Source organism: Vibrio sp. Vb1337 (assembly GCF_033338715.1).
Lineage (GTDB): Bacteria > Pseudomonadota > Gammaproteobacteria > Enterobacterales > Vibrionaceae > Vibrio > Vibrio alginolyticus.
Genome location: NZ_JAWOTD010000009.1, coordinates 59,734 through 73,019 on the forward strand (window position 1 = coordinate 59,734; position 13,286 = coordinate 73,019).

13 protein-coding genes are annotated in these 13,286 nt (G+C 45.5%); 10 read left to right on the forward strand and 3 right to left on the reverse strand.

Going from position 1 to position 13,286, the window contains the following annotated elements:
• The first annotated feature begins 13 nt into the window (after nucleotides 1-13).
• Genes R7E42_RS11990 through R7E42_RS12000 form a run of 3 tightly spaced genes read left to right on the forward strand, consistent with a single transcriptional unit; the run spans nucleotide 14 to nucleotide 1,958 of the window.
• Nucleotides 14-526 carry a phage holin family protein gene (locus tag R7E42_RS11990; RefSeq protein WP_005379198.1) on the forward strand — a complete coding sequence of 171 codons (513 nt, stop codon included), beginning with the start codon at nucleotides 14-16 and terminating at the stop codon, nucleotides 524-526.
• Nucleotides 516-842 carry a hypothetical protein gene (locus tag R7E42_RS11995; RefSeq protein ID WP_086046426.1) on the forward strand — a complete coding sequence of 109 codons (327 nt, stop codon included), beginning with the start codon at nucleotides 516-518 and terminating at the stop codon, nucleotides 840-842. The genes R7E42_RS11990 and R7E42_RS11995 overlap by 11 nt, the downstream gene beginning before the upstream one ends.
• A 45-nt stretch (nucleotides 843-887) precedes the next feature.
• On the forward strand, nucleotides 888-1,958 hold the full coding sequence (locus R7E42_RS12000; protein ID WP_005379202.1) for an AI-2E family transporter: 1,071 nt from the start codon (nucleotides 888-890) through the stop codon (nucleotides 1,956-1,958).
• A gap of 18 nt (nucleotides 1,959-1,976) precedes the next feature.
• Here R7E42_RS12000 and R7E42_RS12005 read toward each other — a convergent pair whose 3' ends face one another.
• Complete coding sequence (locus tag R7E42_RS12005) at nucleotides 1,977-4,424, reverse strand: EAL domain-containing protein (protein WP_213867099.1); 2,448 nt, start codon at nucleotides 4,422-4,424, stop codon at nucleotides 1,977-1,979.
• Between the two features lie 194 nt (nucleotides 4,425-4,618).
• Entirely contained in the window at nucleotides 4,619-5,524 is a 906-nt protein-coding gene (locus R7E42_RS12010; protein WP_005379208.1) for a DMT family transporter, read from the reverse strand.
• A 168-nt stretch (nucleotides 5,525-5,692) separates the two neighbouring features.
• On the opposite strand from R7E42_RS12010, the gene rmuC reads away from it, so the two are divergent.
• The 7 genes from rmuC to tatC all read left to right on the forward strand — a co-directional run bounded on the left by rmuC (nucleotide 5,693) and on the right by tatC (nucleotide 11,881).
• On the forward strand, nucleotides 5,693-7,225 hold the full coding sequence (gene rmuC / locus R7E42_RS12015; protein WP_005379209.1) for a DNA recombination protein RmuC: 1,533 nt from the start codon (nucleotides 5,693-5,695) through the stop codon (nucleotides 7,223-7,225).
• A 77-nt stretch (nucleotides 7,226-7,302) separates the two neighbouring features.
• Nucleotides 7,303-8,082, forward strand: a complete 780-nt coding sequence (gene ubiE / locus R7E42_RS12020) for a bifunctional demethylmenaquinone methyltransferase/2-methoxy-6-polyprenyl-1,4-benzoquinol methylase UbiE (RefSeq protein WP_017635022.1) — start codon at nucleotides 7,303-7,305, stop codon at nucleotides 8,080-8,082.
• Nucleotides 8,083-8,093: 11 nt separating this feature from the next.
• On the forward strand, nucleotides 8,094-8,729 hold the full coding sequence (locus R7E42_RS12025) for an SCP2 domain-containing protein (protein ID WP_005379213.1): 636 nt from the start codon (nucleotides 8,094-8,096) through the stop codon (nucleotides 8,727-8,729).
• Entirely contained in the window at nucleotides 8,726-10,360 is a 1,635-nt protein-coding gene (gene ubiB / locus R7E42_RS12030; RefSeq protein WP_005379226.1) for a ubiquinone biosynthesis regulatory protein kinase UbiB, read from the forward strand. Before R7E42_RS12025 ends, ubiB begins: the two co-directional genes overlap by 4 nt.
• Before the next feature lie 52 nt (nucleotides 10,361-10,412).
• Nucleotides 10,413-10,658 carry a Sec-independent protein translocase subunit TatA gene (gene tatA, locus R7E42_RS12035; RefSeq protein ID WP_005382958.1) on the forward strand — a complete coding sequence of 82 codons (246 nt, stop codon included), beginning with the start codon at nucleotides 10,413-10,415 and terminating at the stop codon, nucleotides 10,656-10,658.
• Nucleotides 10,659-10,661: 3 nt separating this feature from the next.
• Nucleotides 10,662-11,060, forward strand: a complete 399-nt coding sequence (gene tatB / locus R7E42_RS12040) for a Sec-independent protein translocase protein TatB (RefSeq protein ID WP_017635021.1) — start codon at nucleotides 10,662-10,664, stop codon at nucleotides 11,058-11,060.
• A 68-nt stretch (nucleotides 11,061-11,128) separates the two neighbouring features.
• On the forward strand, nucleotides 11,129-11,881 hold the full coding sequence (tatC, locus tag R7E42_RS12045) for a twin-arginine translocase subunit TatC (RefSeq protein ID WP_005379234.1): 753 nt from the start codon (nucleotides 11,129-11,131) through the stop codon (nucleotides 11,879-11,881).
• 459 nt (nucleotides 11,882-12,340) lie between these two features.
• Here the strand turns inward: tatC and R7E42_RS12050 are convergent, their stop codons facing one another.
• On the reverse strand, nucleotides 12,341-13,102 hold the full coding sequence (locus R7E42_RS12050) for a TatD family hydrolase (protein WP_017821949.1): 762 nt from the start codon (nucleotides 13,100-13,102) through the stop codon (nucleotides 12,341-12,343).
• Nucleotides 13,103-13,286: the final 184 nt, after the last annotated feature.

The following is a 13,286-nucleotide window of genomic DNA, read 5'->3' on the forward strand; positions in this document are numbered from 1 at the left end:
GGCGAGGCTTCACATGAATAACTCAGGGCAAGTTACCAATCAGCAATCAGGCTCGGCGGCTTCAGACAGCGGCCGAGCCCCTGATGGGGCAGAAGAACAGGATATCCAACAAACCATTAATGGTTTGAGCAGCATTCTTGCGCAATTGGACCAACTGACGAAATCGCTAAAAGCATGGTCAGGTTCAACGTTGGATTTGTTCCTCTTGGAGATGAAAGTTAACGTGTCCGCAGTGCGTCAGATTTTGCTGTGTACCGTTGTTTTTACCCTATTGTCGGTATTGTTCGTATTCAGTTTGTGCCTTGCCTCTGGGGTGGTGGCTTATCAGTTAACTGCCAACGTATATGTTGCCGTGGGTGTATTTATCACATCATTAGGCTTGGCATTATTTGCTTTAGCCTGGTGGCAGAAGCGTTTAGTTGGATTTCTTGGATTCAAAAATACGACAGAACAATTACAGGAGGGGTGGGATGCGCTCGCTACAAAAGCTCAATCGAGCCATGCGGATCAAGCGGATGGAAGGTAAAGCGTCTCTAGAGCAATGCTGTTTGTCGATGGAAATGTTCACGTTTACCACCAAGAAGTTTGTGAGAGAAAACCCTTGGACGACATTAGGCATTAGTGCTGTCGTTGCCGTTACCGCAGCAAAAGCAGGTCGATTGTCTCGACTGACTTCTTCTATTTCGTCAATGGGGCTATTGGTTAGCAGCGTGTCTGATATTACCGATTCGCTCACAAAGCCGGTCGCGGCAGCTTCTCTGGATGAGTCAGGTGCGGAGCAAAATGGAAATGCAGCAACACAAGTAAGCAACGCTGCGACGACAGAGGGCGAACCACTCTAATAGCGGATTTCACCGCAAAATTTTCTTACCGATTCTGAGCTTATTATGACAGCGAAATTGAACATTCCTGCCAACACTGCGATTGGTGCAACGCTTCTCGTCCTGTTACTCGTCCCAGGGCTGTATTTTGCCAAGCCAATATTGTTACCTATTGTGCTTAGCACCTTTATTTCTCTGCTGTGCAGCCCTTTCATTAATTATCTTGAAGACAAAGGTTTACCACGTGCTATTACCGTCGTGTTGACGCTGTCATTCCTCGTTGGCGCCTCAATTATTGGTCTCGCCGCCATGTCGGAGCCCGCCAAGCAATGGTGGTCTGAGCTGCCCAGTATCGTGAAAAATGTGTCGCAAGAAGTAAGCGAAGTTACTAAAGCTTCGGCTGATCACCTTAATACTCCATTGAATATCGCCAATGATATGAGTATGGATGAGGTCGGGAACAACACCGTATTTTCTTTGGTAAAAACGCTCGCGACCACTACGCCGACGATTTTGACACAAGCGATGATCGTGCTGTTTATGGTTTACTTTATGCTCAATCATGGACGAAGCTTATTTCGAAAGTCAGTGTCTTACTTACATGGGTTCGCCAAACAGCGCCAAGCGATTGAGTTGGTCAAAGCGCTACAGAAAGACCTATCTCGATACATTGGCACCATCACTTTAGTGAATGCTGGGCTGGGGTTGAGTGTCGGGGCCGTGTTTTTTGTTCTAGGCCTTGAAGATCCATTTCTATGGGGCGCATTTGCAGGCGTGATGAATTTTGCGCCGTACCTCGGCCCTGTCATATCCATGGTGAGCTTTGGCTTTGTTGCTTATCTTCAGTTGGAGTCGGTCAGTTTTATGCTGACGGTTGTGTCTATCTATTTACTGCTCAATTTGATTGAAAGTCAGTTTGTTACACCAACACTATTGGGGAAAAGGTTTAATTTAAACCCATTAGTGATTTTTGTTTGGCTTGTTTTTTGGGGTTGGCTTTGGGGCGGAATGGGACTATTGATCGGTGTGCCGTTACTGGTTTGTATCAATATTTTGGTTGATCGCCTAGAGTTGTGCCAATCAACCCAAAATCAAGCAAAGCAAATCACCTCCGCGGACGTGGCACCGCGAGAGTGACTTGAGGAGCAAGCTGGTTCAACGAAACAGTTTTTCAGCGCTCACTGGCTGACTAAATAAATATCCCTGACCATAAATACAGCCTTTTTCGAATAAATAATCGGCTTGTTCCCGAGTTTCTATCCCTTCCGCGACGACTTTCAACGACAGCGTTTTTCCCATGGCAATAATGGCATTCACAATCGCGTTGCTGTCGCTATTACTTGGGACATCACTGACAAATGAGCGGTCAATTTTCAGTTTGTTGATTGGCAAACCTTTCAAGTAAGACAAAGACGAATAGCCAGTTCCAAAGTCATCCAGAGAAATCTCAATACCCAGTTCTCTTAATTGATTTAACGATGCAATGGCTTGCTGAGGGTCGATCAGTAAAAAGCTCTCTGTGATCTCCAAATCTAACCGTTGGGCAGGGTATCCGGTGTTATCGAGGATAGTACTTAATCGCTGAATGAAATTTGACTGCTGAAGCTGCAACGCAGAAACATTGACGGCGATTTTGCCAAACTCGATGCCTTGGTCCAGCCAAGCATTACCTTGCAAACAAGCTTGTTGTAACACCCACTCACCAATGCTTTGAATCAGCCCTGTTTTTTCTGCAATTGGAATAAAGTCTGCTGGTGGTACAAGGCCAAACTCTGGATGCTGCCAGCGTAATAAAGCTTCCACGCCGACAATCGTATTTTGTTCCAAATTGTATTGCGGTTGGAATTCTAACCGGAGTTGTTGTTTTTCTATTGCTTGATGCAAAGCGGATTGAATGCGTACATGGGATACGGATTTATCGGTCAAATCCGGTGAGTAAAACGCGTAGCCGTTGCGTCCATTTTTCTTCGCTAAGTACATCGCGGTGTCTGCGTTTTTCAGTAAGGTTTCACTGTCTTGACCGTCTCTTGGGTACAAGGCAATACCAATACTGGTCGAGACACGAAGTGAGTCGTGATTTGCCAAGTCGAATGGTTGCTGGAATACGCTTAGAATATCGCCGACGGTTTCCAGTAAGGCAACATCACTATGGATGTCTGGCAAAATAATCACAAATTCATCGCCGCCAATGCGAGCCACATGCGCAGTGAGGTGAAGCACATCTTGCAGACGAATCGCTAACTTAGACAGCAATTGGTCACCACAGAAATGGCCCATGCTATCGTTGATGTGTTTGAAATGGTCGATATCTAAGAATAGGGTGGCAAACGTCTGCTGGTTTTTGTGTCCGGTTTCGATGTGTTGCTCAAGTAAGCTGAGTAAATGGGTTCGATTAGGTAGATTGGTTAATGGATCGTAAAAAGCCATGCGTTGCAGCTTTTCTTCGTGTGCCTTACGCACAGAGATATCTTCAAACACACAAATGTAGTTAATAAGGTGGTTTTTATCGTCCATTACGGCGCTAATGGTCGCTAATTGCGGATAAATGCTGCCATCTTTCTTTCTGTTGATGAATTCGCCTTTCCATTGGCCTTTGTTTTCGAGTTGATGCCACAACTGTTGATAGAAACCTTGATCATGATGGCCTGAGCGCAGAATTCGTGGGTTTTTTCCTATCACCTCTTCAGAGCGGTAGCCTGTAATTTGGGTAAAAGCCGTGTTTACATCAATGATGTTGGCATTGCGGTCTGTAATGACCATGCCTTCTTGCGAATTGTTGAAAATTTGGGACGCTAAGGAGAGCTGCGTTTCTACCATTTTTCGGCGGGTGATGTTACGTGTCATCCCCAGAATGCCGATTAAGTTTCCCGCATGATCACGGACAGGAGACTTAATGGTTTCTAGCCAAGTGGGGTTATTGTTTTCATCAATTTGACGGCATTCTTCAACAATATTTTGCGTGCCAGTGGCTACCACCAATTTATCGGCATCAATGAATTTTTCCGCACGTTCATGGCTAAACAGAGCAAAATCGTCTTTGCCAATGATTTCACTGTTGGTTTTTTGCCACGCATTTTCTACGCTTCGGTTGGTCATCGAATAAAGACCATCCATGCCTTTTATCCATACGTGGTCTTCAAGGCAGTCGATAAACTCTTGTAGTGTTGGTGTTGGCTTTATTTCCGCGCTTTGATGTCGCGTTTGTTCTTGCTGACAGTGCAAGTTGATATCAAAGCTGATCCGCCCCGCTATTGCGCTTAGCCATGCCGAAACAACTGTTGATTGATCATTAGGGTGAGTCAGTGTCAGTACGGCAAGCAATTCGCCATTAGGTAGCCAAATCGGTCCAATGCTCAAGGTTTGCTCTTCAAAGGGGGTATGGCTAACTGTAAAATCTGTCGGCGTAAAGTGATCGACAACTTGCGTTATCACATCGACGATAGCACGATGATTTTGGGTTGAGGTGGACACCTCAGTCGATAGCCACTGCTGAGTATCGCTCAGAGTATAAAGCTGTCCCTGAGCTTGAGTTACATTACAGCATTGTCGCAGAACGTGTTGCCAGTCTGCCATCAAAGGCGAAGGAATAGCGAAGCGAAACATAATTAATAACGAGTCCTAAATCGCCCAAAGGTAATTATATTAGAATCTAGCGTAAGCTATTGGGCTTTGTGAGTATCGTATCCAACGCGTAGCTAAATCCTAGCAGCGTAAAGTGCTTTCTATCATTAAAATGTTATCTATATCTCTTTTTTATCCAACTTATTGCATCGTTTTTTAGGGCTTTTGATAGGTGATTAAGAAGCGTTTACCGCTTTGGTTTTCTTGCCCCATGAGACTTGCTGAATGACTAAGCCACTGATGATCAATACCAGGCCAATCAAGGTTGAAGGATGAATTTCTTCGCCGATGATGGTAGCTAACAACATGAGTGAGATAAATGGAGAAGCAAAGATCAGATTACTGATACGCGCGGTGTTTTGCGTTGATTTGAGTGCGCTCAGCCACAAAACGAAAGTGATCCCCATTTCAAACAGTCCGACATACGTCACCGCTGCCCAGCCTTTAGCTGAGATCATCTGCCAGTCAGCACCTTCATAAAGACTTAAACCAATGGCGAATGGAATAGCGACCAAAAAGCCGAGCAGAACGCCAACCACAGGGTCGGCCTTATTTTTGGTATTTAAAATCCAGTAACCGGCCCACAGCAGCGTTGATAGCAGCGCAAGACCAACACCCAACGGGCTCTCAAATTCCATGCCTAAAAGATTGCCTTGTGTGGCAATCACTATCACACCGACATAACTAAAACCGCAAGCCAGCCAGTCCTTACCACGGATCTTTTGTCCTAAGAAAACAGCGGCCATTAACGTTAAGGTGATGGCCCAGCTGTAGTTGATCGCTTGAGCCTGAGATGCGGGCAGCAAGTCATATGCTTTGAACAGAATAACGTAATACGCCAAAGGGTTAATCAACCCAAGCAGTAGGTAATACCAAGGGTTTGAGAAAAATGTAGCGCTTAACTGGCCCAATTTACCTTGCACACCACAGATTACTGTTAGCGCAATCGCAGAGACGATACTGGCAATGCATAGCATTTGAATCGGCGTAAATTCTGCCAACGTGAGTTTAAATGCGGTTGCAACGGTAGACCAAAGTAATACTGCTGAGAGCCCAAATCCTAGGGCGCGACGCTCGTTCATGATGCCTCTGCGTGATGATGTGCCGCTCGGTTTGGATAATTTGAGCGGAAGAAAGAATATTATAGGAAGGCCTAGTGTATGCGAGGATTTTTCATCCAACAAACTGGACATTTATCCAGTGTCTAAATACCATTGTTATAGATACAAAACACAGGCTAACTCGCTATTATGCAATGGATTCTTGAGTACCAATCTCTCATTCTCTCTTCTCTTTGTGCTGCCACGCTTAGTGGTGTCGCTGCCGGTTGGTGGGTGAAACAGCGTTTTATCACCCAAACTCAGCTTCTCGAGCAACAACTTGTTTCAGAAAAACAGCTTCATCAACAGCAACTTGAACAGGTCAAGCAAAGCCTTGCCGATGCCCAGCAAGAGTTGGATGAATTAGATGATGAGCGCGATAAAGCCGCGTTTGAAGTGCGTCAAACGCACGGAAAGCTGATGGCAGCTATGGAAAAACTGCGTTACTTCGAGGCCGTAAAGCAAGAGCGCCAGCAATACTTCGATGAGCTTGGTCAAATGCGTGAACACAAATCACGTCTAGAAACGCAACTGCGTGAACAGCAAGCTCGCCATGAGCAAATTAACCAAGCCAATGCAGAAAAACTGCAAATTTTAGAACAAGCGGAAGCACGCTTGAAACAACAATTTGAGCACTTGGCAAATCAACTGTTTGAAGAAAAAACCGCGAAGGTCGATTTGCAAAACCGTCAGAGTTTAGAAGGCTTGTTGTCACCGCTTAGAGAACAGTTAGAAGGGTTCAAAAAGCACGTTAATGACAGCTTTAGCCAAGAAGCTAAAGAGCGCCATACCTTAGTGCATGAGCTGAAAAACCTGCAACGTTTGAACGAGCAAATGACGCGCGAAGCAGTTAATTTGACCCAAGCGTTGAAAGGGGACAACAAACAACAAGGTAACTGGGGCGAAGTGGTGCTCGCTAGGGTACTTGCCGAATCTGGCTTGCGTGAAGGGCACGAATATCAGACTCAGGTGAACTTACAAAATGAAGCAGGCAAGCGTTACCAACCTGATGTCATTGTTCATCTCCCACAAAACAAACAAGTGGTTGTGGATTCTAAAATGGCGCTGGTTGCCTATGAGCGCTACTTCAACGCCGAAACTGATGCTGAGCGCGATCAGGCTTTGAATGCGCATTTAGCCGCTCTACGTGCACATATCAAAGGGTTAAGCATGAAGGACTACCACAAACTCAAAGGTATTCAGAGTTTGGACTATGTTCTGATGTTTATCCCGGTTGAGCCGGCGTTCCAAGTCGCGATTCAAGCCGATCCAAGTTTGATCAAAGACGCGATGGAGCAAAACATCATTTTGGTGAGCCCAACAACGTTGCTGGTGGCATTGCGCACCATTGATAATCTATGGCGCAATGAACGCCAAAATGAAAACGCCAAAATGATTGCGCAGCGTGCGACAAAACTCTACGACAAATTACGATTGTTTGTAGACGACATGGAGGGGCTCGGTGGTGCGCTGGATAAGGCGAATCAAAGCTATCAAGGTGCGATGAACAAGCTTGCCACAGGGCGCGGAAATGTGATTCGCCAAGCCGAAAGCTTTAAACACTTGGGAGTTGAAATTAAACGACCGATTTCTTCCGACCTCGCGCAGTTAGCGCAGAGTGATGCATTTTCAGAAAATGACCCGTTAGTAGAAAGACATCCGGCTGAGGATAAAGTAAACTAATCGCCCGCAGTGCAGTGGGCGATTTTATTTGTCAACAAACGCCCCGTAGAGGAAAGCGCTGCCTAAGAGGAATTAGAATGACGGACACAAGTTTGCAATCCAATACAGCGTTAGAGAATGAAACCACTCACTTTGGTTTCTCTACAGTGGCAAAAGACGAAAAAGTGACTAAGGTTGCCGAAGTATTCCACTCCGTGGCAACAAAATACGACATCATGAATGACCTGATGTCAGGTGGTATTCACCGCCTTTGGAAGCGCTTCACTATCGATTGTAGTGGCGCTCGCCCTGGCCAACGTATTCTTGACCTAGGTGGTGGTACGGGGGATTTGACGGCGAAATTCTCGCGCATTGTTGGCGATGAAGGCCATGTCATCCTTGCAGATATCAATAACTCAATGCTTAACGTTGGTCGCGATAAACTGCGTGATAACGGTATTGTGGGTAACGTGCATTACGTTCAAGCCAACGCAGAAGAACTGCCGTTCCCAGATGATTATTTTGATGTCATCACCATCAGTTTTTGTTTGCGTAATGTGACTGACAAAGACAAAGCGCTTCGTTCAATGTTCCGCGTACTGAAGCCAGGCGGCCGTCTATTGGTGTTGGAATTTTCAAAACCAGTGCTAGAGCCGTTATCGAAAGTATACGACGCATATTCATTCCACTTGTTGCCGAGAATCGGTGAGCTAGTTGCGAATGACTCAGAGAGTTACCGCTACCTAGCGGAGTCAATCCGTATGCATCCAGACCAAGAAACGCTGGAAGGCATGATGCAAGAAGCAGGTTTTGAAAACACCAAATACTACAACTTAACTGGTGGTATTGTGGCTTTGCATCGCGGTTATAAATTCTAAGGGTTAACGGCATGCCATTTGAACCACTTATCACCGCTGTGATTGAAACGTCACTGAATACACTGATCAAAGACGACCCTGCATTGGGCCGTCGTTTAGCGCGTCTAAAAGGTCAAGTTATTCAAGTTCACCTGAAAGAGATCAATAAAACACTGACATTCGTTTTTAGTCAGCAAATTGATGTGCTTGGTCATTACGAAGGGCAGCCTAACTGCTATCTATCGCTCAACTTGAGTGTGTTACCAGAGCTGCGCGATCAGGCCAACATCACTCGTCTTATTAAACAAGATAAACTTGAACTCGAAGGCGATATTCAATTGGCGCAGAAATTCTCTCAGTTGATGGTGGATTGCAAACCAGATGTTGAAGAGTGGTTGTCTCGCGTGACTGGCGATGTCGCCGCACATACCTTTGTGCAAGGTTCAAAAAACATCGGCAACTTTCTTGCGTCTCAAGCAGAAAAACACCAGCGTCATCTTGCGCAAGTAGTGACTGAAGAATGGAAACTGGCTCCCGCTCCGTTAGAAGTGGCCTATTTCTGCGACCAAGTTGATGAGGTTCGCAGCCAGGCTTCTCGTATTGAAGCTCGTTTAACGGCTTTGCTGAATAAGCTGGATGCAGATAAGCCTGCATTGGAGAAACCATGACGCCAGCAGAACTAAAGCGCTTATACCACATCGCCAAAGTACAACTGGAATACGGCTTAGATGAGCTGCTTCCCGATCACCAACTGACCAAAGCGCCGCTTTTACTGCGCAAAAGCTTGTTTTGGATTAAGAACAAGCACCCAGAAAAACCACTCGGTGAACGTCTGCGTTTAGCACTGCAAGAGCTGGGGCCGGTTTGGATTAAGTTCGGTCAGATGATGTCGACGCGCCGTGACTTATTTCCTCCGCATATCGCTGATCCCCTAGCTTTACTTCAAGACCAAGTCGCGCCTTTTGATGGCGAGTTGGCAAAAAAGCAGATGGAGCAAGCATTAGGTGGTCCGTTAGAAAAATGGTTTACCGAGTTTGATATCAAACCACTGGCGTCTGCGTCGATTGCTCAGGTACATACTGCGCGCATAAAAGACACTAACCAAGAAGTGGTATTAAAGGTTATCCGCCCAGATATTCGCCCAGTCATTGATTCAGATCTAAAACTGATGCACCGAATGGCGCGTATAGTCGCCGGAGCGATGCCTGAAGCACGTCGTTTAAAACCAGTTGAAGTCGTGCGTGAGTACGAGAAAACCCTGCTTGATGAACTCGACTTGCGACGTGAGGCGGCGAATGCCATTCAGTTGCGCCGCAACTTTGAGGGCAGCGAAGAATTGTATGTTCCTGAAGTTTTTCCCGACTTCAGTAATGAAACTGTCATGGTTTCTGAGCGAATATATGGCATTCAAGTCTCTGATATTGAAGGCTTGAAAGCAAATGGCACCAATATGAAATTGCTCGCGGAACGCGGTGTGAGTGTGTTCTTCACTCAGGTGTTCCGAGACAGCTTTTTCCATGCCGATATGCATCCGGGTAATGTGTTCGTCAAACCCGAACATCCAGAGAACCCAATGTGGATAGGGCTAGATTGCGGAATCGTTGGTACACTTAATAGCGAAGACAAGCGTTATCTGGCGGAAAACTTCCTGGCGTTTTTCAATCGTGACTACCGCCGAGTGGCGGAGTTACATGTGGATTCAGGGTGGGTGCCTGCGGATACCAATGTCGATGAGTTTGAGTTCGCGATTCGCATTGTGTGTGAGCCTATTTTTGCTAAGCCATTGTGCGAAATCTCCTTTGGTCATGTGTTGTTGAATTTGTTCAACACGGCACGTCGATTCAATATGGAGGTTCAGCCACAGCTTGTACTGTTGCAAAAAACGCTGTTGTACGTGGAAGGGCTTGGTAGGCAGCTATATCCTCAACTTGATTTGTGGGAGACCGCAAAACCATTCCTGGAGGAATGGATGATGAATCAAGTTGGGCCGCAAGCTCTAGTGAATGCGATTAAAGACCGCGCACCATTTTGGGCAGAGAAATTACCTGAACTGCCAGAGCTACTTTACGATAGCCTGAAACAAGGTAAAGCGATGAATCAACGTATGGATCAGCTTTATCAAGGGTATCGCCAGAGCAAGCGCCAGCAGGCGACAGGAAAGTTTTTGTTTGGCGTTGGCGCGACTTTAGTCGTATGCTCGGCAATATTGGTGAACGATGCTTTTGAGCAGCTTTCGTTGGCCTGCGGTATCGCAGGTGTCACATTTTGGCTGCTTAGTTGGCGAGCTTATCGTCAATAGACGTTAAACTCTTGAAATATTTTTGTTTGTTTAAAGACCCGAGGTAAAGAGAATGGGTGGTATCAGTGTTTGGCAACTTCTAATCATTGCTGTAATTGTTGTATTGCTATTCGGAACAAAGAAACTACGCGGTATCGGTGGCGATCTGGGTGGTGCCGTTAAGGGCTTCAAAAAAGCGATGAGCGAAGATGAACCTGCGAAAAATGACAAAGACGCAGACTTCGAACCAAAAAGTCTAGAAGAGCAGCAGAAAAAAGAAGCTGCTCCTGAAACGAAAAAAGACAAAGAGCAGGCGTAAAACGTGTTTGATATCGGTTTTTGGGAACTGGTATTAATATCTGTTGTTGGTCTGGTCGTTCTTGGGCCGGAGCGTTTGCCTCATGCTATTCGCAGCGTGTCTCGCTTTATCGGTGCCGCTAAGAGTATGGCAAATAGCGTCAAAGACGAATTGTCACACGAGCTGAAAGTCCAAGAGCTGCAAGAAAACTTGCGCAAAGCAGAACAAATGGGGATGGATGATTTGTCCCCTGAGTTGAAATCTTCAGTTGAAGAGTTGAAGAAGGCAGCGCAATCTGTAAATCGTCCTTACGCAAAGAACACCGATTCAGAGGCTGAGCCTGTAAAAACAGAGCCAGCAGTCGAAGAGGCCGTGAAAGCGCAAGAGAGCAAGGTTACAGCGGCAGATAAGAAAGCCGAATAGTCTCATTAGGAGGAGCTACTAGTGATTGGTAGCTCCTTTTTGATCTGGTTTTTAATAAGAGGTTTGCCATGTCTACCGTCGAGCAGACACAACCTTTAATTAGTCATTTGTTGGAGCTTCGCAACCGACTACTGCGCTCAATCCTCGCAGTGTTGGTCGTGTTTGTCGGACTAATTTATTTCTCTAACCACATTTACGAGTTTGTTTCCGCACCTTTAGTAGAACGTCTACCTGAAGGCGCGACCATGATTGCTACGGATGTAGCGTCACCTTTTTTTACGCCACTTAAGCTGACGTTAATTGCTTCGGTATTTATTGCGGTGCCGTTTATTTTGTATCAAGTTTGGGCCTTTGTAGCGCCAGGTTTGTACAAGCATGAACGTCGATTGATCATGCCACTGCTGTTTTCTAGTTCGCTATTGTTCTACTGTGGAGTGGCATTTGCCTACTTCGTGGTATTTCCATTGGTGTTTGGCTTCTTTACCGCCATCTCTCTTGGTGGAGTAGAGTTTGCAACTGATATCTCGAGTTATCTCGACTTTGTGCTGGCGCTATTTATGGCGTTTGGTATCGCATTTGAGGTGCCTGTTGCGATTATTTTGTTGTGTTGGACTGGGGCCACTACACCAGAAGATTTAAGACAGAAACGTCCTTATATTATAGTGGCTGCGTTTGTCGTAGGTATGGTGTTAACGCCACCAGACATGATCTCGCAAACCTTACTCGCTATTCCGATGTGTTTACTGTTTGAAGTCGGTTTGTTCTTCGCGCGTTTTTATACTCGTCGAAGCGAAGAAGTAGAAGCGGAAACCGAAGAATAAGGCTAATCTAGATGTGAAAAGCGGCTCAATTGAGCCGCTTTTTTTGCGGTTGGTTTTTTCTTGGGCTAATTACTTAACTTTCATGACGTAACCACATTTTGTGCATACGTATACTTCCTTGATGCCCAGCAGCTTTTGAAAAAAACTGCGCGGTACGCGTTGTAAGTAAGCACCATGTGTACACACTTCAACTTCCATATTCATGCTGTTTTACATTTGTGCTAATTAATGGGCGTAAATCAGTATAGAAAAATAATGTGTCGAGTTGTCGACAGTTTTGCAAAGCGGACGAAGTAAAGTGACGATATGAGAAGTAAGTAGAGTTGCTAGTTAATTATTATGTTTATCAATAATTTTGTATGGATTGTTCTACTATTTCAACGGGTTGAATCGTTTATTCAATAGTTTAGGTGATAAAAAAGCGACGTTGATTTCGTCGCTTTTTTCAATTCTCGTGAATTAAATATTAAACAGCTTTTTGGCATTCTCAGTCGTTATGGCATCGATGGTTGCGATGTCGACATCACGCAAGTCGGCAACACGTTGTGCAACGAGAGAAGTGTAGGCTGGTTCATTACGTTTACCACGGTGTGGCACAGGCGCTAAATATGGACAGTCGGTTTCTAAAATGACCCACTGCATATCCAAATGTGGAATGACTTTATCCATCCCGCCATTCTTAAAGGTCGATACGCCACCCAAGCCTAAGTGGAAGCCTAGCTCATTGATTGCTTGCGCTTCTTCTAAGCTGCCTCCAAAACAGTGGAATACACCACGCAGACGACCATCTTGCTCTTGTCTTAGCAAAGTGAGTGTTTCTTCAATCGAATCACGAGTGTGGATAACGACTGGTAAGTCCATCTCTTTTGCCCAGTTAAGTTGAGCTACGAACGCCATTTCTTGCTCAGCACGATAGGTTTTATCCCAATACAGGTCGATACCGATTTCGCCCACCGCAATAAACTTGTGTTTCTCAAACCAGCCGCGGATGATCTCCAACGTTTGTTCAACATTGCTGTCCACATAACAAGGGTGGAGTCCCATCATTGAGTGGCACACGTCAGGATATGCCGCTTCGGTTTGTAGCATGGGCTCAATAGAGTCCAGATCGATGTTTGGCAACAGGATTTTATTAATGCCTTGCGTTAAGGCGCGTTGTACTACTTCATCGCGGTCGTTATCAAATTCGCTGGCATAGATGTGCGCGTGGGTATCGATCATCGTTACTCTCTGTGCTTCATAGTTGGTTTCGTATTCGAAGTATACTTGAGTGTGAGTGCTGGGTCATTTTCAGTTTTTTTCATTACCTTTTTCCAGATTGTCACTCGCAACATGCATCAAGAGTGATATGATTTTGTTCACCAGATGATTTGATCATCATAACCGTCCAGACAAGGAGAAAATG

What these genes read in the sequence shown, in the direction of transcription:
- R7E42_RS11995 (WP_086046426.1), top strand. Translation starts at nt 516, where the DNA reads ATGGAAGGTAAAGCGTCTCTAGAGCAATGCTGTTTGTCGATGGAAATG.
- R7E42_RS12000 (WP_005379202.1), top strand. Translation starts at nt 888, where the DNA reads ATGACAGCGAAATTGAACATTCCTGCCAACACTGCGATTGGTGCAACG.
- tatC (WP_005379234.1), top strand. Translation starts at nt 11,129, where the DNA reads ATGTCTACCGTCGAGCAGACACAACCTTTAATTAGTCATTTGTTGGAG.
- ubiB (WP_005379226.1), top strand. Translation starts at nt 8,726, where the DNA reads ATGACGCCAGCAGAACTAAAGCGCTTATACCACATCGCCAAAGTACAA.
- R7E42_RS12050 (WP_017821949.1), bottom strand. Translation starts at nt 13,102, where the DNA reads ATGATCGATACCCACGCGCACATCTATGCCAGCGAATTTGATAACGAC.
- rmuC (WP_005379209.1), top strand. Translation starts at nt 5,693, where the DNA reads ATGCAATGGATTCTTGAGTACCAATCTCTCATTCTCTCTTCTCTTTGT.
- R7E42_RS11990 (WP_005379198.1), top strand. Translation starts at nt 14, where the DNA reads ATGAATAACTCAGGGCAAGTTACCAATCAGCAATCAGGCTCGGCGGCT.
- R7E42_RS12005 (WP_213867099.1), bottom strand. Translation starts at nt 4,424, where the DNA reads ATGTTTCGCTTCGCTATTCCTTCGCCTTTGATGGCAGACTGGCAACAC.
- tatA (WP_005382958.1), top strand. Translation starts at nt 10,413, where the DNA reads ATGGGTGGTATCAGTGTTTGGCAACTTCTAATCATTGCTGTAATTGTT.
- ubiE (WP_017635022.1), top strand. Translation starts at nt 7,303, where the DNA reads ATGACGGACACAAGTTTGCAATCCAATACAGCGTTAGAGAATGAAACC.
- R7E42_RS12025 (WP_005379213.1), top strand. Translation starts at nt 8,094, where the DNA reads ATGCCATTTGAACCACTTATCACCGCTGTGATTGAAACGTCACTGAAT.
- R7E42_RS12010 (WP_005379208.1), bottom strand. Translation starts at nt 5,524, where the DNA reads ATGAACGAGCGTCGCGCCCTAGGATTTGGGCTCTCAGCAGTATTACTT.